19 protein-coding genes, 1 tRNA gene and 1 riboswitch are annotated in these 21,955 nt (G+C 67.2%); of the genes, 10 read left to right on the top strand and 10 right to left on the bottom strand.

The annotated features are described in order from the left end of the window. Positions 1 to 73: 73 nt before the first annotated feature. Together B5X90_RS05265 and B5X90_RS05270 are read right to left on the bottom strand one after the other, a co-directional pair. A complete protein-coding gene (locus tag B5X90_RS05265; RefSeq protein ID WP_256860064.1) occupies positions 74 to 442 on the bottom strand; it encodes a hypothetical protein in 369 nt (122 codons plus the stop codon). Positions 443 to 708: 266 nt separating this feature from the next. Then, positions 709 to 1,563, bottom strand: a complete 855-nt coding sequence (locus B5X90_RS05270; RefSeq protein WP_079550633.1) for a LysR substrate-binding domain-containing protein — start codon at positions 1,561 to 1,563, stop codon at positions 709 to 711. Positions 1,564 to 1,703: 140 nt separating this feature from the next. Between B5X90_RS05270 and B5X90_RS05275 the strand changes: the two genes are divergently transcribed. Continuing rightward, on the top strand, positions 1,704 to 3,074 hold the full coding sequence (locus B5X90_RS05275; protein WP_079550635.1) for an MFS transporter: 1,371 nt from the start codon (positions 1,704 to 1,706) through the stop codon (positions 3,072 to 3,074). A gap of 132 nt (positions 3,075 to 3,206) precedes the next feature. On the opposite strand, the gene B5X90_RS05280 is transcribed toward B5X90_RS05275, so the two are convergent. The 3 genes from B5X90_RS05280 to B5X90_RS05285 form a co-directional block, all read right to left on the bottom strand. Further along, the gene (locus B5X90_RS05280; RefSeq protein WP_079550637.1) at positions 3,207 to 4,367 is read right to left on the bottom strand and encodes a N(5)-(carboxyethyl)ornithine synthase; all 1,161 of its coding nucleotides are present in this window, start codon (positions 4,365 to 4,367) and stop codon (positions 3,207 to 3,209) included. Then, positions 4,364 to 4,513, bottom strand: a complete 150-nt coding sequence (locus tag B5X90_RS21220) for a hypothetical protein (RefSeq protein ID WP_018774018.1) — start codon at positions 4,511 to 4,513, stop codon at positions 4,364 to 4,366. The genes B5X90_RS05280 and B5X90_RS21220 overlap by 4 nt, the downstream gene beginning before the upstream one ends. Before the next feature lie 200 nt (positions 4,514 to 4,713). Continuing rightward, a tRNA-Gly gene (locus B5X90_RS05285) sits at positions 4,714 to 4,787 on the bottom strand. A gap of 520 nt (positions 4,788 to 5,307) precedes the next feature. Between B5X90_RS05285 and B5X90_RS05290 the strand changes: the two genes are divergently transcribed. The 3 genes from B5X90_RS05290 (at position 5,308) to dcd (ending at position 10,787) form a co-directional block, all read left to right on the top strand. Next, the gene (locus B5X90_RS05290) at positions 5,308 to 9,531 is read left to right on the top strand and encodes a PKD domain-containing protein (RefSeq protein ID WP_143264661.1); all 4,224 of its coding nucleotides are present in this window, start codon (positions 5,308 to 5,310) and stop codon (positions 9,529 to 9,531) included. 155 nt (positions 9,532 to 9,686) lie between these two features. After that, positions 9,687 to 10,133 carry an SRPBCC family protein gene (locus B5X90_RS05295; protein WP_079550640.1) on the top strand — a complete coding sequence of 149 codons (447 nt, stop codon included), beginning with the start codon at positions 9,687 to 9,689 and terminating at the stop codon, positions 10,131 to 10,133. A 78-nt stretch (positions 10,134 to 10,211) separates the two neighbouring features. Continuing rightward, positions 10,212 to 10,787, top strand: coding sequence for a dCTP deaminase (dcd, locus tag B5X90_RS05300; protein WP_079550644.1), 576 nt, complete (start codon positions 10,212 to 10,214; stop codon positions 10,785 to 10,787). A gap of 123 nt (positions 10,788 to 10,910) precedes the next feature. Here the strand turns inward: dcd and B5X90_RS05305 are convergent, their stop codons facing one another. The 3 genes from B5X90_RS05305 to B5X90_RS05315 are packed head-to-tail and all read right to left on the bottom strand — an operon-like array spanning position 10,911 to position 14,034. Then, the gene (locus B5X90_RS05305; RefSeq protein ID WP_079550646.1) at positions 10,911 to 12,107 is read right to left on the bottom strand and encodes a cation:proton antiporter; all 1,197 of its coding nucleotides are present in this window, start codon (positions 12,105 to 12,107) and stop codon (positions 10,911 to 10,913) included. 5 nt (positions 12,108 to 12,112) lie between these two features. After that, positions 12,113 to 12,595, bottom strand: coding sequence for a cation:proton antiporter regulatory subunit (locus B5X90_RS05310; RefSeq protein ID WP_018774037.1), 483 nt, complete (start codon positions 12,593 to 12,595; stop codon positions 12,113 to 12,115). A 38-nt stretch (positions 12,596 to 12,633) separates the two neighbouring features. Further along, positions 12,634 to 14,034 carry an MFS transporter gene (locus B5X90_RS05315; protein WP_079550649.1) on the bottom strand — a complete coding sequence of 467 codons (1,401 nt, stop codon included), beginning with the start codon at positions 14,032 to 14,034 and terminating at the stop codon, positions 12,634 to 12,636. 225 nt (positions 14,035 to 14,259) lie between these two features. Here B5X90_RS05315 and B5X90_RS05320 point away from each other — a divergent pair, with 225 nt between their 5' ends. From B5X90_RS05320 to mnhG, 6 genes are read left to right on the top strand one after another with little or no spacing between them, the layout of a single operon-like run. After that, on the top strand, positions 14,260 to 17,301 hold the full coding sequence (locus B5X90_RS05320) for a Na+/H+ antiporter subunit A (protein ID WP_079550651.1): 3,042 nt from the start codon (positions 14,260 to 14,262) through the stop codon (positions 17,299 to 17,301). Further along, the gene (locus B5X90_RS05325; RefSeq protein WP_079550654.1) at positions 17,298 to 17,819 is read left to right on the top strand and encodes a Na(+)/H(+) antiporter subunit C; all 522 of its coding nucleotides are present in this window, start codon (positions 17,298 to 17,300) and stop codon (positions 17,817 to 17,819) included. The genes B5X90_RS05320 and B5X90_RS05325 overlap by 4 nt, the downstream gene beginning before the upstream one ends. Then, positions 17,816 to 19,444, top strand: a complete 1,629-nt coding sequence (locus tag B5X90_RS05330; protein ID WP_079550657.1) for a Na+/H+ antiporter subunit D — start codon at positions 17,816 to 17,818, stop codon at positions 19,442 to 19,444. Before B5X90_RS05325 ends, B5X90_RS05330 begins: the two co-directional genes overlap by 4 nt. Then, a complete protein-coding gene (locus B5X90_RS05335; RefSeq protein WP_079550659.1) occupies positions 19,441 to 19,986 on the top strand; it encodes a Na+/H+ antiporter subunit E in 546 nt (181 codons plus the stop codon). Before B5X90_RS05330 ends, B5X90_RS05335 begins: the two co-directional genes overlap by 4 nt. Beyond that, a complete protein-coding gene (locus B5X90_RS05340; RefSeq protein ID WP_079550663.1) occupies positions 19,983 to 20,261 on the top strand; it encodes a monovalent cation/H+ antiporter complex subunit F in 279 nt (92 codons plus the stop codon). The genes B5X90_RS05335 and B5X90_RS05340 overlap by 4 nt, the downstream gene beginning before the upstream one ends. 31 nt (positions 20,262 to 20,292) lie before the next feature. Further along, complete coding sequence (gene mnhG, locus B5X90_RS05345; protein ID WP_372702873.1) at positions 20,293 to 20,640, top strand: monovalent cation/H(+) antiporter subunit G; 348 nt, start codon at positions 20,293 to 20,295, stop codon at positions 20,638 to 20,640. Positions 20,641 to 20,736: 96 nt separating this feature from the next. Here mnhG and B5X90_RS05350 read toward each other — a convergent pair whose 3' ends face one another. After that, entirely contained in the window at positions 20,737 to 21,000 is a 264-nt protein-coding gene (locus B5X90_RS05350; protein ID WP_018774045.1) for a DUF4235 domain-containing protein, read from the bottom strand. A gap of 39 nt (positions 21,001 to 21,039) precedes the next feature. Beyond that, a complete protein-coding gene (locus B5X90_RS05355; protein WP_079550669.1) occupies positions 21,040 to 21,585 on the bottom strand; it encodes a heme-degrading domain-containing protein in 546 nt (181 codons plus the stop codon). Between the two features lie 187 nt (positions 21,586 to 21,772). Then, a riboswitch (TPP riboswitch) is annotated at positions 21,773 to 21,916 on the top strand. Positions 21,917 to 21,955 lie beyond the last annotated feature (39 nt).

The following is a 21,955-nucleotide window of genomic DNA, read 5'->3' on the forward strand; positions in this document are numbered from 1 at the left end:
GCCGCCGTGCAGGCACCATGAGGTGCGGCACGGCGGCGGCGTTTAACGGCGAAGGCGCTAAACGGAGTCGGGGCTAGCCGAAGTACCAGCCCGGCGGGACCCAGGAAGCCGGGACCGCGTGGGCGGAGAAATCGTCGCAGCCCGAGCAGAAGTAGGTGACCTCGCCGAGCTTGCTGACCGAGCCGTCCCTCCGGTGAGTGGCCGGGACGAAGGTCTCAAGGTAAATGAACTCGTCCGTGCCGCAGCGTTCGCAGTACGGGCTGGCCACATAATCGGACTCTGCGAGGGTAGTCGGGCGGATTGCCCGTTGGCCCGGGGTGACCGCGTGCTGGGCGGTCGCGTGCTGCATCCCGGCGGTCGAGTGGTGCATGGCCGCTGCGGGGTGGGCCGGCGCGGTTACCTGACGGGCGGGCTTTGTCGCGTGGGCGGCGGGGGCGGACAATCGGGGATGATTAATGGCTGGCATCAATGGCGGCCTATCCCGAACGCTCCGGCGCCAGCCACACGGCATCAGCGACGGACAGCGTTCGTTTTTTCGAATCGTTGTCGTGGGCCACTGCTTGACCTCGAACGGTTGATCTTAGGTAGTGACAGGATAGATGAAGTACGTGCACCGTTCAATGGTCAAGTAAGTACTGCCCGCGTCCGGGTGGTCCGCCCCGTAGGTACCGTGGCAAGGGCCAGCGCTGGCTGCGGACCGCCCGTGCGTCAGGCGGGTCGCTTCAGGGTCCGGCCCACGATCGCCTGCGTGAGGGCGTCGATCACCTCGGTATTGGCCAGAGGATTGCGGATGAGCGTGAAATCGACGTCGCCCACCGGCGGCAGATCGAAGCGGCGGGTGATGATTTTCAGGTCCTCCGGCACCAGGGAGGAAGGCATCACCGCCACACCGATGCCGGCCCGGACGGCGGCCAGTACGCCGCTGATCTGGCGCGTGGTGCAGGTGATCCGCCAGGTGCGCCCGGTGGCCTCCAGGGCGTCGATGGCAAGCTTCCGGCTCAGGCTGGGGGAGGGGTAGGCGATCAGCGGGACAGGATCAGCCGGTTCCAGCACGGTCTGCTCCAGGCCGACCCAGGCGAAGGCGTCCTGCTGGACCACGGTCCCGTCCTTGGCTCCTGCCACCCATTTCACAAAGACCAGATCCAGTTGCCCGGCATTCAGGCGTTTGTAGAGCTGGTCGCTCTGCCCGACCGTCAGCTCGAGGTTGATCTGCGGATAGATCTGCCGGAACTCGCGGAGGATGCGGGGCAGCCCGGTGATGGCGAGATCATCGGCCGTGCCGAAGCGCAGGCGGCCGCGCATGGCGGAGCCGGAAAAATAGCGGGCTGCGGAGTCATGCGCGGCGAGGATGCTGCGGGCGAACCCGGCCATGGCATCGCCGTTGTCGGTCAGGCGTACATCCCGGGTATCCCGGGCAATCAGCACCCGCTTGGCAGCGGTCTCCAGCTTGCGGACGTGCTGGCTGACGGTGGGTTGGGCCAGACCGAGGCGCTCGGCGGCCTTGGTGAAACTCAAGGTTTCGGCCACGGCCAGGAACGAGCGGAGCTGGGCGGGTTCAAACATGGCGGTCTCCGGATTCGGTGCCGCACACCCTGCATTGCGTTTTGTAATGCGAGTTATGCGTTGAATAGGCTTCCATAATCTCTTGGGGCCAGCCTAGCGTTAAGTCCATCCCACTCACCCGCACTTTTGAGGACTTTTCCGTGGCACCCCCTCCGCCGCTAGAGGCGAACGCAGCTTCCCTGCCGGACACCATCACCCAACCACTCGCCGTCGTCAACAAGCCCCTGCCTTGGCGCCACACCTTCATTTCGCTCAGGGTCCGCAACTTCCGCGTCTTCGCGATCGGGCACTTCGTCGCCGTCATCGCGCTCTGGATGCAGCGGATCGCCCAGGACTGGCTGGTCCTCCAGCTCTCCGGTTCCGTTACCACCGTCGGCATCACCGTGGCCCTGCAGTTCCTGCCGTCCCTGTTCCTCGGCCCGTGGGCCGGCATGATGGCGGACCGCTTCGCGAAGCGGAAGATCCTCATGCTGTGCCAGTCGGTGGCCGCCGCTTTGGCCGCGTTCCTTGCCGTCCTGGCGCTCAGCCAGCGGATCGAGGTGGGGCACGTCTACGCTATCGCGCTGGTCCTGGGCCTGGTGACCGTGCTGGACCAGCCGGCCCGCCAGGTGTTCGTCAACGAGCTCGTCGGCCCCGGCTATCTGCGAAACGCGATCAGCGTTAACTCCACGATCTTCCAGCTCGGCGGCCTGATCGGTCCTGCTATCGCCGGGATCCTGCTGACCGCCGTGGGGGCCGGCTGGGCCTTTGCCGCCAATGCGGTGGCCTGCTGCTTCACGGTGGCCATGCTCCTGAGTCTGCGCAAGGACCAGCTGCACGTCAGCACCCCGGCCGCCAAACGCCCGGGCATGCTGCGGGAGGGGCTGGACTATGCGCTCAGCAAGCCCACCATCTACTGGCCCTGGCTGATGGCCGGGTTCATCGCTGTGTTCGCGATGAGCCTGCCGGTGCTGCTGGCCGCGTTCGCGGACCACGTGTACGACGCCGGTGCCGGTGGCTACGGGCTGCTCAACACGCTCGTGGCCCTCGGGGCCCTGGCCGGCGCCATCACCTCGGCCCGGCGGCGCGCCCTGCGGCTGCGCTCCGTGGTGCTGGGCGCCGGGATGTACGGGCTCATGCTGTGCCTGGCTTCGCTGGCGCCGTCCATGCCCTGGTTCGGCGTGGCCATGGTGCTGGCCGGGTTCTGGTGCCTGATGTTCCTGACCGCCGCGAACCAGCTGGTCCAGGTCAGCGCCAACCTGGCCATCCGCGGGCGGGTCATGAGCCTGTACATCATGGTGCTGATCGGCGGCCAGGCGATCGGCGGCCCGATGATGGGCTGGCTGGCCGAGCACGCGGACCCGCACACCGCCGTCCTCGTTTCCGGCGGCGTCCCGGTGCTGGCCGCCGCGACCGTCGCCGTCGTCCTCGCCCGGCGCGGGCAACTAATGCTCAAGGTGGACCTGAAGGACCGGCGCCGGCTGCTGCGGATCGTCCCGGCCCAGGGCGGGCAGGCAGCCGCGACACCGTAGCCTTCCGCCCCGGAGTCCACACCGGATTCCGCACCGAAAAGGACAGCCGCTGCGTGGATCCACGCAGCGGCTGTCCTTTTTCGCCGCCCAGAACCGGGAGACGCGCGGAAACCCGGGGGCGAGTTGGCGGTACTAGACCGCCAGGGGGCGGTGCGGGAACTCGGCCTCCCGCTGCTGGAACTGCAGCACATCCGGGTTGAGGACCACGCCGTCGCGGATTTCAATCGCGCGGCGGATGGTCTCGTTTCCCGCCCAGGCGTCGGGGCCGGACACCACGGTCTCGAGGAACGGCAGCAGCGCCTCGCTGATTTCCCAGCTGGCCGAATTCCACAGATAGGACGGGCTGTGGTCCACGGCGTAGTAGTCGATGTGCTCCCCGACCTTGAACATCGGCTCGGCGAAGGTGGTGGTCTTCGCCCAGCTAAAGCCCATGCCCTCGTCGCAGGACACGTCGACGACCAGGCTGCCGGGCCGGAAGGCGGCCAGGTCCTCGGTGCGCAGGTAGGTCAGCGGCGCGTTGGGGTCCTGCAGCGTGCAGTTGACCACGATGTCGCTCGCGGCCAGAAACGGCGCCAGCGGCACGCGCCCGCGCTCGGTGATGACCTCGCTCAGGAACGGCGCCTCGCTGTCGTGGTCGAACTGCGCGATCCGGACCGAGTGGATGGGCGAGCCCACCGCGGCAACACCGCGGTTGGTCAGCACCTGCACGTCGTGGACACCGTGGGCATTCAGCGCCGTTACGGCGCCGCGGGCGGTGGCCCCGAAGCCGATCACGACGGCGCTCAGCCGGCGGCCGTAGTCTCCGGTGGAACCGGTCAGCGCCAGGGCATGCAGCACCGAACAGTAGCCGGCGAGCTCGTTGTTCTTGTGGAAGACATGCAGGCCGAAGCCGCCGTCGCCGGCCCAGTGGTTCATGGCCTCGAAGGCGATCAGCGTGAGTTTCTTGTCGATCGCCAGCTGGGTAATCGCCCGGTCCTGGACGCAGTGCGGCCAGCCCCAAAGGACCTGCCCGTCCCGGAGTTCGGCCAGGTCCTCGGGCTGCGGCTTGGGCAGGAGGACGACGTCGGCGTCCGCCAGCAGCTGCTGTCGCGGCGCGATGCGCCCCACGAGGGGTGCGAGCTCGGCGTCGGACCGGCCGAAGCGCAACCCGTAGCCTTCCTCGAGGATCAACCGGCCCCGGATCTCCGGCGCGATGCGGTCCAGGTGCAGGGGGTGGATCGGGAGGCGCCGCTCGTCCGGTTTGCGTGTGCCGGCGAGGATGCCGAGCGTGAGGTAATTCGGTGAACCGGTCACTTCTTTTTGGGGCTCGCCGTCTTTGCGGCGGTCACTTTATCGAGGGAGCTGGCCGGCGCTGAAGCGGCCCTCTTGTCAGCGCGCTTTTCCTTGATGGATTTGCCGGATTTTTTGGATGCTGCTTGACGGGGGGATTTGTCAGCCATGATTGCTCCTGTAGCGGAACCGAAGAGGTTCCTGACTTCAGACGATACAGGTAGCAACCTAATGGGAGCCCGGGGAACATCCGGGCGCGCAGGGTTTGCCGCGGCGGTTTCGGACTGCGGCACTGTGGATCCGCGGCGCAGCCGTCCTTCTTCGTGGCGTAAAGCCGTCAGCGCTGCGGAAACGCGGGAGCGGGGGCAATTGGAGCGGCTGACGGGAATCGAACCCGCGTATCAAGCTTGGGAAGCTAGCGCTCTACCATTGAGCTACAGCCGCAGTGGGAGCAACCGGCATCCGGCCAATCATCCCGTGCGAAACAACGAGATTTACATTACCCCAGTCCGCAGCCTTCTTCGAACAGCCACACGCTGGTTCAGGCCGGGGGACCGAGCCGAATTTTTCTAGGCGTCGGGGGAACCGGTAGTCCCGTTGCAGAAACGCGTAGTCCGGGCAAGTAGTCCGCCGGACGTCCCACCTTTGACGAGTGGCTCGCGGGCCAATGAAGAGTAGCGCCCACTCGTGTCTTCCATCGGTTCATCCCTTTAACTGGGACGACCACGGCCAATTCAGTTGCTGGAAAGTCTCGCTCTTTGTATTTCCGGGAGCCGACGGCGGTTCGCCCGTCGTTGTCGGCGGGTGGACTGCGCCACGGTGGCAGGCAACGGCGTCTTGATGTTTCCTTCAGGACCTGGCCGCTCTGCGGCACCTGCCTCGGCACTGGTTTTGGTCTCAGCTTGGTCACTCATACGCAGATACATACGTCCCGGGGGGTAAAAAAGTGAATGAAACGCGGCAATTGACTCTGCGCTTCGTGCTGCAGGTCGGCCGGAGAGTGTTTGTTTTCGGTGTATCGCTGGCAATGCTGCTCGCGGTCGCCGTGCTTCCCGCTCCGGCGGCCACCGCGGATACCGCGCCCGTGGATCCGGCCAGCCCGGCAACTCCGGTCACCGTTTCTGCGGACGCCCTGCCCACCGTCCAGATCGACGGTGTGGCATGGCAGCAGGTGGTGGTTGGAAACACCGTCTACGTGGTCGGCAAATTCACCACTGCCCGGCCCGCGGGTTCTGCCCCCGGCACCAACACGGTGGCCCGGAACAACATCCTTGCCTACGACATCCGCACCGGCGTCCTGATTCCGGGCTTCGCCCCCAGCCTCAACGCCCAGGCGCTCTCCGTCGCGGCGTCCCCCGACGGGTCACGCATCTACATCGGCGGGGACTTTACGGCTGTCAACGGCGCCACCGTATGGCGCGTCGCGGCCCTCAACGCGACGACCGGCCAGCTCATCACCAGCTTCCTGCCGAAGGTCGCGTCCTCGGTTCGGGCCATCGTGGCAACAGACACCGCGGTTTACTTCGGCGGCCTGTTCGGGGGAGTCGGGTCTGTGTCCCGCCAGAACCTGGCAGCGGCGAGCCCCGCTGACGGTTCGCTGCTTCCCTGGCGCCCCGCCGCTGCTGGCGGGAAAGTCAATGCCCTGGCAGTCTCACCAGACAAGACGCGGGTGGTCATCGGCGGGGCCTTCACCACGCTTAACGGCTCCTCCAACCCCGGCTACGGGTTGGGCGCCGTGGATGCGGCGAACGGTGACCTACGCCCGTTCGGTGCCAACAACCTCATACGCAACGGAGGCACCCAGGCTGCCATTCTCAGCCTGGCTTCCGACTCCACCAACGTCTACGGGTCGGGCTATGTGTTCGGCTCAGGGGGAAACCTGGAAGGTGTCTTCTCAGCGAACTGGAGCGATGGATCCATCAAGTGGGTGGACGACTGCCACGGCGACACTTATGGCGTCTACCCCGCAGCCACGGCCGTGTACGCCGCCGGCCACTCGCACTATTGCGGCAACATCGGCGGCTTCCCGCAGACCGATCCCTGGGGCTTCCACCGGGGCCTTGCATTCAGCAAGGCAGCGACGGGGACGGTCACGGACGATCCGTACGGATACTTCAACTTTGCCGGCAACCCGGCGCCCTCCCTCCTGAACTGGTTCCCGGACCTTGACACTGGAACAGCCACTGGCCAGAACCAGGGGCCCTGGGCCGTCACCGGAAACTCCCAGTACGTGGTGATGGGCGGCGAGTTCCGGAATGTCAACAGTTCCGCGCAGCAGGGCCTTGTCCGATTTGCCGTTAAGGAGGTCGCCCCGAACAAGGAAGGCCCGCGGGTCACAGGGTCCAGGCTCAACCCCTCAGTGATCTCCACTGCGGCCGGGACTGCCCGGATTTCGTGGCAGGCCGACTGGGACCGGGACAACGAGCATTTGACCTACCAGGTGATCCGCGACGGCAAGACGACGACGCCGATCTACACGACCGCACAGGACTCAACCTTCTGGAAGCGGCCCAGCATGGGATATATCGACTCCGGACTGGCGCCCGGATCGACCCATACGTACCGCGTCTTCGCCAGCGACCCCTTCGGGAACGTCGCCAAATCCGACAGTGTGACCGTCACGGTCTCCGCATCGGGGACAGTGAGTGACTATGCAAACAAGGTTCTCGCCGACGGGGCGCTCGACTACTGGCGGTTGGACCAGGCGACCGGCATGAACGTCGTCGACTGGGCCGGCTGGAACGACCTCACGGCTGGCACCGGGATCAGCGGAGGAGCCACCGGCGCCATCCTGCAGGATTCGGACAAGGCGTCCAACTTCGACGGCACGGGCGCCGGCTTCGCCTCGACGCAGTCGGCGGTTCCCGGACCGGACACCTTCACTCTGGAATCGTGGATCAACACCACCTCCACCAGCGGCGGCAAAATCCTGGGCTTCGGTTCCAACGCCACGGGGGATTCCGGAAGCTACGACCGTCACGTCTACATGGACAATGCTGGCCACGTTTGGTTCGGCGTCTACACCGGAGATACCCGAACGCTGAGCAGCAGCGGCACCTACAACGACGGTCAATGGCACCAGATCGTCGCCAGCCTCGGATCGACCGGCATGGCCCTCTACATTGACGGGAAGCGGGTGGGCACCCGGTCCGATGTGACCTCGGGACAGCAGTACTCGGGATTCTGGCGCGTTGGGGGTGACAACCTGGGCGGTTGGCCCAGCGGGCCCGCCAGCAACTACTTCCAGGGAAGCATCGACGACGTCTCCCTCTACCCGGGCCTGCTCACCCTGCAACAGGTCCAGAGCCACTTCACCGCCTCGGGACGGACGTTGGACCTGCCGCTGGCCCCGGCGGACGCCTACGGCAAAGCGGTCTTTGAGGCGGCCCCGGACCTTTACTGGCGGCTCGGAGAGTCCAGCGGCTCAACCGCGACCGACAGCGGCGCCGTCGGAAACCCCGGAACCTACGTCACCGGGGTGACTCTGGGCGCCGCCGGTGCCCTCGCCGGCACGGCCAACACCGCAGCCCGCTTCGACGGGTCGTCCGGGCTCCTGTCCAGCAACGCGCAGTTCAGCAACCCGACGACCTATTCGGAAGAGCTCTGGTTCAACACCACCACGACGAACGGCGGCAAGCTGATCGGATTCGGCAACCAGCCGACAGGCCTTTCCAGCGGCTATGACCGCCACGTCTACATGGAGCAGGACGGCCGGCTGACGTTCGGCGTCTGGACCGGAAACCCGAATACCATCACCTCGCCGAACAGCTACAACGACGGATCATGGCACCACATGGTGGCGACCCAGGCCGCTGGCGGCATGAAGCTCTATGTGGATGGGACCCTTATCGGCACCAACCCGCAAAACCAGGCCCAGGTGTACGACGGGTACTGGAGGGTCGGCAGCGACAACACCTGGGGACCCCAGCCGTACTTCTCTGGCCTCATTGACGAAGTGGCGGTCTACCCCACCGAATTGGCCGCCGACGTCGTGGCCCGCCACTTTTCCCTCGGCGACGGCGGCACCCCCAACCAGCCCCCCGCGGGAGCGTTCACGTCGTCGTCCGCCGACCTGGTGGCGTCCTTTGACGGGTCCGGCTCGACCGACCCCGACGGAACCGTTGCTGCGTATGCCTGGGACTTCGGTGACGGGACTGCGGCTGGCACGGGTGCGACCCCTTTCCACGCGTATGCCGCAGCCGGCACCTACCAAGTCAAGCTGACGGTCACCGACGACAAAGGCTCGACGGGTTCGGTGACGAAGCCGGTGACGGTCACGGCTGCGAATCAGCCGCCCGCGGCAGCGTTCACGTCGTCGGCTGCCGACCTGGTGGCCTCGTTTGACGGGTCCGGCTCGTCCGATCCCGACGGGACCGTCGCGGCCTACGCTTGGGACTTCGGTGACGGGACGGCGGCCGGCTCGGGAGCCAAGCCGGCCCACACCTACGCCGCAGCCGGAACCTATCAGGTCAAGCTGACGGTCACCGACGACAAGGGGGCGACCGCCTCAGTCACCCAAGCCGTCTCCGTGACCGCCGCAGCCAGCCCGGTTCTGGCCCAGGACGGATTCGGAAGGTCCCTTGTCACCGGCTGGGGCAGCGCCGACCAGGGCGGCCCCTGGACATTGAACGGCTCGGCCTCGTACTTTTCCGTGGCGAACGGCGTGGGCAACGTGACGCTGTCCAAGCCCGGGGCTGGTCCCTCCGCCTACCTGAGCACCGTCTCGTCGGCCGCCGCGGAATCTGCCGTCAAGCTGTCACTGAACAAGGTGGCCAGCGGCGGAGGTGCGTTCGTCAGCGTGGTGGGGCGGCGCGTCGGCACTGCTGGTGAGTACGCGGCCAAGGTCAAGATTGCGGCCAACGGCGCCGTAACCCTTGACGCCACGAGGCTGGTCGGCGGAGCGTCCTCGACCCTGGTGTCGACGGCGATAGCCGGCCTGGCCTATACGGTGGGCGACCAGTTGCAGGTGCGGCTGCAGGTCACGGGAACCAGTCCGACGCTGATCAGGGCCAAGGTCTGGAAAGTTGGCGCCGCCGAGCCGGCCAACTGGCAGATTTCCGCTACCGACTCGGACGCGGCACTTCAGGCGCCTGGTTCCGCGGGGCTCGTAACGTACGTCTCGGGCACCGCCATGAACACGCCGATCATCGTTCGGTTCGACGATTACGCCGTGACGAAGCTGGGCTAGGAGGGCTCGGGACCATTGCGTCGGCCCAGTAACTCTTCGGTAAAGGCCTTGGAATCCGCGCGTCACTGCTCGCTCCGCTGAATATCCTGAAGGAGTTAGCCGGAGTTCGGGGGAAGCGGGCTACGCCCATTGTTGTCCGCCAAGCAAGGATTTTCGTGGCATTCGCAGAGTACGACGTCGTCATCCACCGTGACGCCATGAGCGTGTACAACTTCCTCCTGGACCCGGGCCACCTGCCACTCTGGCGTGAGGGGGTCCGGAGCGTGGAACTACACTCCGGCGCCGCCGGCGCCAAAGGTGCCGTGTACCGGCAGACGGTCGCCGGACCGGGCGGACGACCCGTGGCCGCGGACTTCGAAATCGTCGAAGCCCGGACGGGGGCGGAGATCCAGTACCAGGTCATCGTCGGACCGGCCCGGCCGCACGGCGGCTACTACCTGAGCACGGAGGGTCCCAGCACCCGCGTCCGATTCGCCCTGAACTACGAGCCCCGGGGGTTCATGGTCCGACTGGCCAACCCCTTCCGCCGGCGGATGAAGGCCGAGGTCGGCCAACTCGAGCGGCTCAAGTCCCTCCTCGAAGATATGCCCGCTACGGAATAGACGGCCCGGTGGAGTAACACTTGGCGGCTGCACCCGTCCGTGAAGCCGGGCAGGGCGCCGTGCGGTATTTTTGAACCTGTGCTGATCTCTGACCGCGACATTCGAACCGAAATTGACTCCCAGCGGATTGTCCTCGAACCCTTTGACCCCGACATGGTCCAGCCGTCCTCGGTGGACGTCAGGATCGACAAGTTCTTCCGGCTGTTCGACAACCACAAATACGCCCACATTGACCCGGCCGAGGAGCAGCCCGAGCTGACCCGCCTGGTGGAAGTTGAGTCCGGCGAGCCGTTCATCCTGCACCCGGGGGAGTTCGTCCTCGGTTCCACGTACGAGACCGTGACGCTGCCGGACGACATCGCGGCCCGCCTCGAGGGCAAGTCCTCGCTCGGCCGGCTCGGCCTGCTGACGCACTCGACGGCTGGCTTCATCGATCCCGGATTCTCCGGCCACGTCACGCTGGAACTGTCCAACATGGCCACGCTGCCCATCAAGCTCTGGCCCGGCATGAAGATCGGCCAGCTGTGCTTCTTCCGGCTGTCCTCCGCCGCGGAGCACCCGTACGGTTCGGGGGAATACGGCAACCGTTACCAGGGCCAGCGCGGGCCCACGGCCAGCCGCAGCCACCTGAACTTCCACCTCACCGACATCTAGGCGGGACGGCTGCCCTCCAGGCAAGCCGGCTGCGCCCGGCAGCCAGGCCAGCCGGCTGCGCCCGGCAGCCAGGCCAGCCTCCTGGCCAGGCACCCGGCGCGCTGAGTCGTACGGGCGGCAGCGTTACGCCGGGCCCGAGGTCCGGAATGCGGGCCGCCGTGCGGGACGGCGCAGGAGCCGGACCAGCGGCTCCACGAAGCGGGCGGCCAGTGGCCCCACGATCGCCATGATCAGAACGTAGGCGGTGGCGAGGGCTGCCAGATCCGCGGGCACCACACCGGAGGCAACGGCCAGGCCGGCGATGACAATCGAGAACTCACCGCGGGCGATCAGGGCCGCGCCCGCGCGGTAGCGGCCGGGAATGCCAATCCCGGCCCGCTTGGCCGCCCAGTAGCCGGTGACCATCTTGGTGGCTGCCGTCACCAGGGCCAGCAGCAGGGCCCAGCCCAGGACCGGGGGGATGGACCGGGGGTCGGTGTTGAGGCCAAAAACCACAAAGAAGATGGCCGCGAAGAGGTCACGGAGCGGTTCCAGGACGCGGGTGGCGCTGTGGGCCGTGGCGCCGGAAATCGCGATGCCCAGCATGAAGGCGCCCACTGCCGCAGAAACCTGCATGGCGGCCGCGAGCCCCGCGACCAGAAGTGCCGCGCCCAGCAGGTTGAGCAGGAAAACCTCGGAGTTTTCGCTGTGCACGGCCTTGGACACGTGGTGTCCGTGCCGCAGGGCCACCACCAGGACCAGGCTGACGACGGCCAGGGAGATCCCCACCGTCTGCAGCCCCAGCAGGATGCTGACGCCGGCCAGCGTGGCGGTCAGGACCGGCAGGTATACGGCCATGGCGAGGTCCTCGAACACCAGGATGGACAGCACCACCGGAGTTTCCCGGTTGCCGATCCGGCCAAGATCCGTGATGACCTTGGCGGCGATCCCGGAGGACGAAATGTAGGTGACGCCGCCCATGACCATGGCCCCCACGACGCCCCATCCGAGCATCACCGCGAGCCCGGCACCGGGCAGGAAATTGAGCAGCAGGTCCAGGACGCCGGCCTGCCAGGACCGCCGCAGGCCGGTGACGAGCTCGGACGCCGTATATTCCAGCCCAAGCATAAGCAGCAGAAGAATTACGCCGATCTCGCCGGAAAGGTGCGCGAACTCGTGCATGCCTTCGAGCTTGACCAAGCCCCCGGCCCCGAAAAACAGCCCGCCCACCAGATAGAGCGGGATGGGGGACATGCCGATCCGCCCGGCCAGTCTGGCCAGCAGGCCGAGGCAGAAGACCACGGCCCCCAGCTCGATCAGGGTCAGCGCAAGCGGATCCATGCGGCTTATCCGTTGCGCAGGATGCCGGCCGCTGTGTCCAGGCCTTCTTGCGTGCCCACCGCAACGAGGAGGTCACCGGGGTGGAGGACGACGTCGGGTCCAGGGGAGGGCAGGACCTCGCCTTCGCGCATGATGGCCACGATCGAGACCCCGCTGCGGGTCCGGATGCACGCCTTCCCCATCGGCTGGTTCTGGAAGGGTGACTCAGCGCTGATCGAAAACTGGCGCGTGACAATACCCGGGATTTCCCGGTGGGCTTCCGAGAGCTGCATGGCGATGCGCTGGCCGCCTAGGAGGTTGCCGAGGGCGGCGGCCTCATCCGCTGTCAGCGGGACAGAAGCCTGGCAGGTGTCAGGATCGTCCCAGGTCGAGACGATGAGTTCCGTCTGGCCCTCGCGGTATTCGACAACGCCGATCCGGCGTCCGGAGGCAGTCATGAAGTCCTTGCGCCGGCCGAGGCCGGGGAGGTCCGTCTCATCCACGTTCATACCCTCAGCCTAGTGCGCGAACCGGTGATTCGGCCGCCTCAGGCCTCGGGGACCACCGCGATTTCGGTCTGGTCGGGGGCCTTGACCGGCAGGAGCACGAGCAGGCCCACGAGCAGCACCACCATGATGCCGAGGATGCCCCAGCGCTGGGCCTCGCCCTCCGCTACGAAGGGTGCGGCGACGGTGATGCACAGCGTGAAGAGCGCGGGGGCGAGGAAGCTTACGGCCCGGCCCGTCGTGGCGTAGAGGCCGAAGAGCTCTCCGGATTCGCCGTGCGGGGCAAGCCTGGCGAGGTAGGCGCGGGAGGAGGACTGGGCCGGCCCCACGAAGAGGCACAACAGCAGGCCGAAGACCCAGAACGTGGTGGTCCCGGCCCAGGCCATGCCAAAGACCCCGTAATTGCCGTTGCCGAGGACCAGGATCGCGGTACCCGCGACGAGCAGGCCGGCGAGGGACGCGATTATCACGGTCTTCGGCCCGATCCTGTCATCCAGGAAGCCGCCGAGGATGGCGCCGGCGGCCGCCACGACATTTCCGAAGATCGCGAAGAAGATGACGTCCTTGAGCTCGAAGCCAAAGGTGCCGGCCGCGATCACCCCGCCGAAGGTGAAGACAGCTGCCAGCCCGTCCCGGAAGATGGCGCTTGCGAGGAGGAAGTAGATAGTGTGCGGGCTGGTCCGGTAGATCGCCTTGATGCGCCGGACGAGCAGGCCGTAGGAGGCGAGGAACCCCAGGCTGGCGCCCCGGTCCGAGCGCGGCAGCTCCGGGACCGTGAACAGCACGGGCAGGGCAAAAACGAGGAACCACAGGGCCGAAAACACCGCCACCAGCCGGATGTTCAGGCTGTCCGCGGTGGAGGCGCCAAACCAGTTAACGCTGGGCTGGACAAAAAGCTGGAGCACAACCAGCAGCGCCACGATGCCGCCGAGATACCCCATGCCCCAGCCGAAGCCGCTCACTTTGCCGATGTTCCGCGGGGTGGAGATCTGGGTGAGCATGGCGTTGTAGTTGACCCCGGCAAACTCGAAGAAGACGTTGCCCAGCGCTATGAGCGTGACGCCCAGGACCAGGTAGTCCGGCCGCGGGAAGACAAAGAAACACAGCCCGGTCAGGACGACGACGGCGGCCGTGTTGACCCCCAGCCACAGCTTCCGCCGGCCGCCCGTGTCCGAGCGCTGCCCGGTGACCGGGGCCAGGAGGGCCACGGCCACACCGGCGACGGCCAGCGCGGCGCCCAGGACGGCCGAGGCCTTGTCTTCCCCGCCGAAGGCCTTGGAGGTCAGGTAAACGGTGAAAACGAACGTTGTCATGACGGCGTTGAAGGCTGACGAACCCCAGTCCCACGAGGCCCACGCGAGGATCCGGCCCCGGTGCGGGACGGGACTTCCCGATTCCAGTTCCGAGGGGCGCATGGCCTCTGGGGCGGCGGCAGTGTTCATAGCCAGAATCGTAGCCGCCCCGGGCGTCCTCCGAGGGGGAGCGGCAGGGGGTTTTGCGAGGCAGGGTTTAGCCCCGGCTTCACATTTGCGTTGAATTGTTCAGCGGCCGGTGTCCCGGCCAAAAGAATTTGTACACGCTTGGTAAACTGACGGCACCGAACCTAACAAATGACCCGCCTGCTCCAACTTGCTGACAATCGACTTTCTGACGTTGCGGAGATACCAGTGATCACAGTCCTTGCCGTGCACTTTGCGGTGGCTGCTGTGGCCCCGCTGCTGTTCCGAAAGTTTGGCAGGAATTCGTTCTTCGCCCTGGCCGCGGTCCCCGCGGCCTCCTTTATCTGGCTGCTGCTGCAGCACGACGCAGTCTATTCAGGTTCTGACGGGGCGATTACCGAAGTCATCCCCTGGATTCCCGGGCTGCAGCTCGACCTCGCCTTCCGGATGGACGCCCTGGCCTGGGTCATGTCCCTGCTGGTGCTGGGGGTGGGTGCGCTGGTGCTTCTCTACTGCGCCCGCTACTTCAAGGACAAGGACGACTACCTCGGCGGTTTCGGCGCCCAGCTCCTGGCCTTCGCCGGGGCGATGTTCGGCCTCGTTACCGCTGATGACCTTCTGCTGCTGTTCATCTTCTGGGAACTGACCACGGTGCTGTCCTACCTGCTGATCGGCTACGCCCGCACCCGGCTGTCCGCGCGGCGCTCGGCGTTGCAGGCACTCGTGGTGACCACCGCCGGCGGCCTGGCCATGCTCGTGGGGCTCATCATGCTCGGTTCGACGGCCGGAACCTACCGGATCCAGGCCATCATGGACCTGGCCCCCACCCTGGTCGCCGGCCCCGCAGGCGGGGTCGTGAACGCCGCCGTCGTCCTCATCCTGGTCGGTGCGATCACCAAATCCGCCCTGGTGCCGTTCCACTTCTGGCTCCCCGGCGCAATGGCTGCCCCCACCCCCGTGAGCGCCTATCTGCACGCCGCGGCCATGGTGAAGGCCGGGATCTACCTGGTGGCCCGGCTGGCCCCCGGATTCGCGGACACCGCGTCGTGGCTGCCGATTGTGCTCGGCCTGGGCCTGGCCACCATGCTGGTGGGCGGCTACCGGGCCCTCCGGCAGACAGACATCAAGCTCATCCTCGCCTATGGCACCGTGAGCCAGCTGGGCTTCATGACCATGGTGGTGGGCCTCGGCACCCCCGACGCGGCACTCGCCGGAATAGCCCTGCTCCTGGCGCACGGGCTGTTCAAGGCCACGCTCTTCCTAGTGGTGGGCATCATCGACCACCAGTCCGGGACCCGGGACATCCGCGAGCTCTCCGGCGTCTACGGATCGGCCAGGGCACTGGCGGTCGTGGCGGCGATCGGCGCGGCCTCGATGGCGGGCGTGCCCCCGCTGGCCGGCTTCGTCGCCAAGGAATCGGTGTTCGAGGCCTTCCTCCAGTACAAGTCGGAGACCGGGACCGGGCCCTGGCTCCTGGCCGGTGTGGTCCTGGGCTCCATCCTGACCTTCGCCTACAGCGCCCGGTTCATGTGGGGAGCCTTCGCCCTCAAGCCCGGCGTTGAGCCCACGGCCTTCAAGCCGGTCAAACCGGCCTTCCTCGCCGCACCGGCGATCCTGAGCCTCCTCACCATCCTTTACGGTCTGTGGCCGGCCCCCGTTGACGCCTGGATCCAGCCCTACGCGGAACTTTTTGTGCACGGCTCCGAGGCCCCGCCCGGGCACCTGGCGCTGTGGCACGGCATCACCCCGGCCCTGGGCCTGACGGCGGTGACGTTCGTCCTGGGCCTGGTCATGTTCTACGGCCGCAATACCGTGGCCCGGCTGCAGGCGCTGGTGCCGGGCTGGATCGACAGCGACCGCGCCTACCAGCAAACGATCGGCGCCCTGGACGACACCGCGGTATGGATCACCGGCCGGACCCAGCGAGGTTCGCTCTTCTTCTACCTGTCCGTCATCCTGACAGTGGCCTTCGTCCTGCCGCTGACGGCGCTGCTGCTGGCTAACAAACCGCTGCCGCCCGGCCTCTATGTCATCGATCCCGGCTCGCCGCTGCAGTTGGTGGCGGGCGCCGGAATCGTGATCGGGGCGCTGGCCGCGGTGCGCGCCAACAAACGGTTCCTGGCCGTACTGATGGTGTCCGTCACCGGCTACGGGATTGCCATGATGTTCGCCCTGCAGGGAGCCCCGGACCTCGCCCTGACCCAGATGCTGGTCGAAACCATGATCCTGGTGGCGTTCGTGCTGGCCATGCGGAGCCTTCCGCCCGGGCTGCGGGACCGCACCGGCGGCAAGTACCGGGTCATCCGCGTGGTGATCGGCCTGGCATTCGGCGTCACCATGATTTTCGTGGCCATCCACGCCCTCGGCGCCCGGGTGGCGCCGCCGGTCTCCCTGCAGTTCCCGCAACTGGCCTACGAGGGCGGTGGCGGCCTCAACGTCGTCAACGTGACCCTGGTGGACATCCGGGCCTGGGACACCTTTGGCGAGATCTCCGTCCTGGCCCTGGCCGCCACCGGCGTGGCCAGCCTCATCTTCGTCCGCGGCCGCGGCGACCGCATCCGGACCTCCGCGAGCGTCGCGGAAGGGACCGTGGGCCGGCGGACCGGGGCCAGGGGCAGCACCCGGGAAGACGCCGCCCTGGCAATGAACCGGCGGTTCGCCGCCGCCACACGCGACGCCTGGCTCGTGGCCGGCCGGACGTTAGCCCCCGAACGCCGCTCGATCATTTTCGAGGTGGTCACCCGCCTCATCTTCCACTCGATGATCGTGTTCTCGATCTATCTGCTCCTCGCCGGCCACAACCTGCCCGGCGGCGGCTTCGCCGGCGGCCTCACCGCCGGCCTCGCCCTGACCATCCGTTACCTGGCCGGCGGCCGCTTCGAACTCCGCGAAGCGACACCCGCCGGCGCCGGCACCCTGCTGGGGATCGGACTGGCCACGGCGGCTGCCGCCGGAATGACCCCGCTGCTGCTGGGCGGCGAAGTGTTCCAGAGCGCCATCGTGGAACTGTGGCTGCCCGTCTTCGGCGACATCAAGTTCGTCACCTCGACCATCTTCGACATCGGTGTCTACGTCGTGGTCGTCGGACTGGCCCTGGACGTGCTGCGCAGCCTCGGCGCGGAGATCGACGAGCACTTCGAAGAACAACCCGAGACGTCCGAAGAGGGGCCCGCCGAAGACCAGGACAACGGAGGATTCCCGGGCGGAGTCCCCGCCGGGTCCGCCGACGAGTCCGCCGACGCGGAAACCACTGCCAAGGGGAGAACATGAGCGTCAACCTGACCCTGCTGACGGTCATGGGCGCCCTCTACGCCTGCGGCATCTACCTGCTCCTCGAACGCAGCCTCACCCGGGTCCTGCTGGGCCTCATGCTGCTGGCCAACGCCACGAACCTGCTGATCCTCGCCACCGGCGGCTACGCCGGCCTGGCGCCGCTCTTCGACAAGGCCACCCCGGCGGGAGACTACAACGACCCCCTGCCGCAGGCGCTGATCCTGACGTCGATCGTGATCTCCTTCGCCGTCACGGCGTTCATGCTGGGCATCATCTACCGCACCTGGGTCCTGGCCCGCCAGGATGAAATCCAGGACGACGCCGAGGACCGCCGCGTCGCGGAAACGCCAAGCTTCGATGCCGAGGACGACTCCGTGATCCCGGTCGAGACTTCGGAGTTCCCGCTGGCCACGGTCATGTCCGGTGACCGCCCCGTGCGGGCCGACAAGGCCGCGTCCGAAGAACAGCCCGGCTCCCTCAACGTTGACCCCAGCCCGGAAGGAGGCGGAAAGTGAACGTCACCAGCCTTGCCCCGCTCGCCGTCGTACTCCCCATCCTGGGCGCCGCCCTGACCTTCCTTCTCATCCATCACCCCCGGGTGCAGCGCGCGGTCAGCATCGCCGTGCTGACGCTGACACTGCTCCTGGAATGCTGGCTGCTGGCCTCCGTCTGGGATGGCGGGACGGCCGCGGTGAACATCGGTGGCTGGCTGCCGCCCTGGGGCGTCGTGCTGGTGGTGGACCAGTTCTCCTCCCTCATGCTTGTCGTGTCCTCGGCCGTGAGCCTTGCGGTGCTGATCTACGCAACGGGACAGGGCATGGCCGACGGCGACCGCGACGCACCGGTCTCGATCTTCCACCCGACCTACCTGATCCTCGTGGCCGGGGTGTCCAACGCCTTCCTCACCGGAGACCTCTTCAACCTCTACGTCGGCTTCGAGATCCTGCTGACGGCCAGCTACGTGCTCATCACCCTCGGCGGGACGGGCCCACGCATCCGGGCCGGCGTGACCTACGTGGTGGTCTCCGTCGTGTCCTCGGTGCTGTTCCTGATCTCGATCGCCATGATCTACGGCGCCACCGGAACCATCAACATGGCGGACCTCGCCATCAAACTCGGCGACCTCGACCAGGGCACCCGGACGCTGCTGCACGTCATGCTGCTGGTGGCCTTCGGCATCAAGGCCGCCGTCTTCCCGCTGTCCTTCTGGCTCCCTGACTCCTACCCCACCGCCCCGGCACCGGTCACCGCAGTGTTTGCCGGGCTGCTGACCAAGGTTGGCGTCTATGCGATGGTCCGCACGGAAACGCTGCTTTTCCCGGGGGATGCGCTCAACGCCCCGCTCATGGTCGCGGCGCTGCTGACCATGGTGGTGGGCATCCTCGGCGCCCTGGCCCAAAGTGACATCAAGAGGCTCCTGTCCTTCACCCTGGTCAGCCATATCGGCTACATGGTGTTCGGCCTGGCCATGTCCACGGTGGCCGGGCTGGGCGCCGCGGTGTTCTACGTGGCCCACCACATCACTGTCCAGACCAGCCTGTTCCTGGTGACCGGCCTGATTGAACGCCGTGGGGGCAGCTCGTCCATGGACCGCGTGGCGGGACTGGCCAAGCTCTCCCCGGTCTTGGGGGTCCTGTTCTTCATTCCCGCCATGAACCTCGCCGGAATCCCGCCGTTCTCGGGTTTCCTGGGCAAGCTGGGGCTGCTTCAGGCAGGCGTGGAACTGGGGACGCCGCTGGCCTACGCCCTGGTGATCGGCGGCGTGCTGACGAGCCTGCTGACCCTGCTGGCGATCGCGAGGGTCTGGAACCGGGCGTTCTGGCGCAAGCCCGGGGACGCCGAACACCCCGATCCGGTGCTCCTGGCAGCGCCCGCCGACTCCGCCACGGGTGACCGGGCCGGCAAGACAAATGTGACGCTGCTGCCCCGCACCATGGTGGGCTCCACCCTGGGCCTGGTGGTCTTTGGCGTGGCCCTGACGGTCTTTGCCGGGCCGCTGTTCAGGGTGGCCGACCAGTCCGCCGAGGAGATGCTGGACCGGACCCCCTACATCCATGCCGTGCTCGGCCAGGACGTGCCCGTACCGCCGGTGCCCCCAGCGTTCCATCCGGTGCAGGTCCGGGAGGGCGGCGGGAAATGAACCGGAAGAGGATCTCGCTGCGCCAGGAACTGCCCCTGCTGGTATGGCTCGTCTTTGTCTGGGGCGCACTCTGGCAGAACTTCAGCCCGGGCAATCTCCTCTTCGGCGCCCTCATCGCGGTGCTCGTGGCGCGCATTTTCTATCTGCCCCCGGTGGAACTCGGCGGCCGCTTCAACGTGCTCCGCGCCGTGCCGTTCGCCCTCATCTTCCTCGGGAAAGTCGTCGCGGCCAGCTTCCAGGTCCTGTACCTGGCCGTGGTTCGCGGCCCCAACGTGGTCAGCGCGGTCGTGGCCGTGCCGCTCCGAAGCCATTCGGACCTCCTGGTCACGGCCACCGGGCACGTGATCTCGCTGATTCCCGGGTCCCTGGTGGTGGAGGTGGACAGGTCGACGTCCACGCTTTACATCCACGGCATCAACGTCCGCAATGCCGAGGACGCGGCCAAGCTGCGCAAAGAGGTCCGGGACACCGAGGCCGGGCTGATCCGGATCATGGGGACCGAAGCCGAACTTTCCGCCCTGACACAGGAGACCTCCGCATGATGCAGACCGTCCTGACGGTGACCGCCGTCGTACTGTCCCTGGCCGCCGCGGGGGCGATCGTGCGGATCGCGCGGGGGCCCTCGCTGCTGGACCGGGTTCTGGCCGCCGACGTGCTGCTGGCCATCTTCGGCGCGGCCCTGTGCATCGACATGGCCGCCAACCGGCACCTGAACAACATGATGCTGCTCGTGGCGATTTCCCTGATCGGCTTCGTCGGCTCGGTCACCGTGGCCCGGTTCGTGGCCGACAGGCGGGAGGGCGTCCGTGAATCCTGACACAGTGATCGACGCCGTCTCCGCCGTGTTCATGGTGACCGGAGCCCTGATGTCCCTCGCGGCCGCCATCGGGCTGCTGCGCTTCCCGGACCTCATGAGCAGGATGCACGCGGCCACTAAACCGCAGGTCCTCGGCCTGTTCCTGCTGCTGGCGGCCCTCGGCCTGCAGATGCGCACCTGGTCGGTCTGGCCCGTCCTGCTGGTGGCCTGGCTCTTCCAGCTGCTCACCGTCCCCGTGTCCGCCCACATGGTGGGCCGGGCCGGCTACCGGACCAAGCACCTGCACCCGGAGCTATTGAGCTCCGACGAGCTCGAGGCGGTAGTCCAAAAGGCCGCCCGGCAGGCGGCCACGCAGGGAACGGAAGACGACGACCGCTGAGCCCCGTGCTCGGCCCGGCCGGCCCGGCCGGCACATCGGCGGGCGCGGCCGCGGCCTTCGACTGCCGCGGCATGCGCCGCGGCTAATCGGCTCCGGTCAGACGATGTCCTGGGTCTTGGCGAAGCGGGTGATCGCGCGCTGGGTGCCGCGGTTGGCGAGCACCTGGATGATGGCGCTGACCGATGCGGAGATCAGGGCGAACGTCAGGGCCGAGCGCAGGGTGGTGGGAACGTCGTCCTCCTGGCCCTTGGGGGGCTTGTTGCCCGTGGACTTTTCCCACATGGTGTCCACCAGCTTGGTGCCGGCAAAGCCTGCCAGGAGGCTGACGCCGGTGCCGAGCAGCTTGATGAGGATGTTCATTCTTCGGTCTCCTTGGGACGGGAACGGTTTTCCCCTAGCCTAGCGTTCCGGGGTGAGGACCATCCGCAGGGCCTCGACCACGAGTTCGTGATCCGCCTTCTGGGGCAGGCCGGAGACGGTGACGACGGCGACGGCGCCCGTGCCGCGCACGTAAATGGGGAACGCCCCGCCGTGGGCGGCGAACTCCGACTGATCCCACCAGGCGTTGTCCTCGATCCTTCCGCCGGCAGCGCGGGCCCGGAGGCCCACCAGCAGGGACGGGACCTCATAGCGCATGGCTGTGCGCTTCTTGGCGTTGATCCAGCGCTCATTGTCCGGTGTGGCGCCGTCCAGCGCGGCGTGGAAGAGCACCTGCTCGCCTTTGGTGATGTCGACGGCGATGGGCAGCGAGCGTTGCCTGCCCAGCTCGACAAGGAGGAGCCCGAGGTCCAGGGCGTCATCCTTGCTGAACGACGCGAACTGGAGCGCCTCCATCTCGGCCAGCACGCGGCCGATGAGCGCCGCCAGGGAACCCTGAGGCTGCGGCTCACTCGAGTCGGGATCGTATTCCCCGGAGGGATCTTGGGTGACCGGTGTGTGCGACAAAATATTCCAGCTTTCCGGTGGGTGACGAGGCCGCCCGCTGGCGGGTCCGGGGGTCCGGCACGACGACTCTACCAAGAGGGTTTTCCCGGCCGCCGGGACCGCCGCCGTCCGGTCCACGATTGTGACGGCACAGCACTGAAAACCCGGCCGTCCGGGTGTAAACTAAGCCAGCCCACAAGGGCGAAAATAATCACGACAGGGGAGCGCCGCCGTCGGGCATCGCCGGAACAATCCGGGGAAACCTTTGGTGGGCGCTGAGAGTGCGGACAGCCGCAGACCCTCGAACCTGATCCGGTTAGTACCGGCGCAAGGGAGTCGAGTTCTCAGGGTGCGCGGAGGGCGGCGGAAGCCGAGACCGGCCGGAGCACCC

The organism is Arthrobacter sp. 49Tsu3.1M3 (assembly GCF_900168135.1).
Classification (GTDB): Bacteria; Actinomycetota; Actinomycetes; order Actinomycetales; family Micrococcaceae; genus Arthrobacter.

What these genes read in the sequence shown, in the direction of transcription:
- B5X90_RS05270 (WP_079550633.1), bottom strand. Translation starts at nt 1,563, where the DNA reads ATGTTTGAACCCGCCCAGCTCCGCTCGTTCCTGGCCGTGGCCGAAACC.
- B5X90_RS21220 (WP_018774018.1), bottom strand. Translation starts at nt 4,513, where the DNA reads ATGGCTGACAAATCCCCCCGTCAAGCAGCATCCAAAAAATCCGGCAAA.
- B5X90_RS05305 (WP_079550646.1), bottom strand. Translation starts at nt 12,107, where the DNA reads ATGGATCCGCTTGCGCTGACCCTGATCGAGCTGGGGGCCGTGGTCTTC.
- B5X90_RS05310 (WP_018774037.1), bottom strand. Translation starts at nt 12,595, where the DNA reads ATGAACGTGGATGAGACGGACCTCCCCGGCCTCGGCCGGCGCAAGGAC.
- B5X90_RS05315 (WP_079550649.1), bottom strand. Translation starts at nt 14,034, where the DNA reads ATGAACACTGCCGCCGCCCCAGAGGCCATGCGCCCCTCGGAACTGGAA.
- B5X90_RS05325 (WP_079550654.1), top strand. Translation starts at nt 17,298, where the DNA reads ATGAGCGTCAACCTGACCCTGCTGACGGTCATGGGCGCCCTCTACGCC.
- B5X90_RS05335 (WP_079550659.1), top strand. Translation starts at nt 19,441, where the DNA reads ATGAACCGGAAGAGGATCTCGCTGCGCCAGGAACTGCCCCTGCTGGTA.
- B5X90_RS05340 (WP_079550663.1), top strand. Translation starts at nt 19,983, where the DNA reads ATGATGCAGACCGTCCTGACGGTGACCGCCGTCGTACTGTCCCTGGCC.
- mnhG (WP_372702873.1), top strand. Translation starts at nt 20,293, where the DNA reads ATGGTGACCGGAGCCCTGATGTCCCTCGCGGCCGCCATCGGGCTGCTG.
- B5X90_RS05350 (WP_018774045.1), bottom strand. Translation starts at nt 21,000, where the DNA reads ATGAACATCCTCATCAAGCTGCTCGGCACCGGCGTCAGCCTCCTGGCA.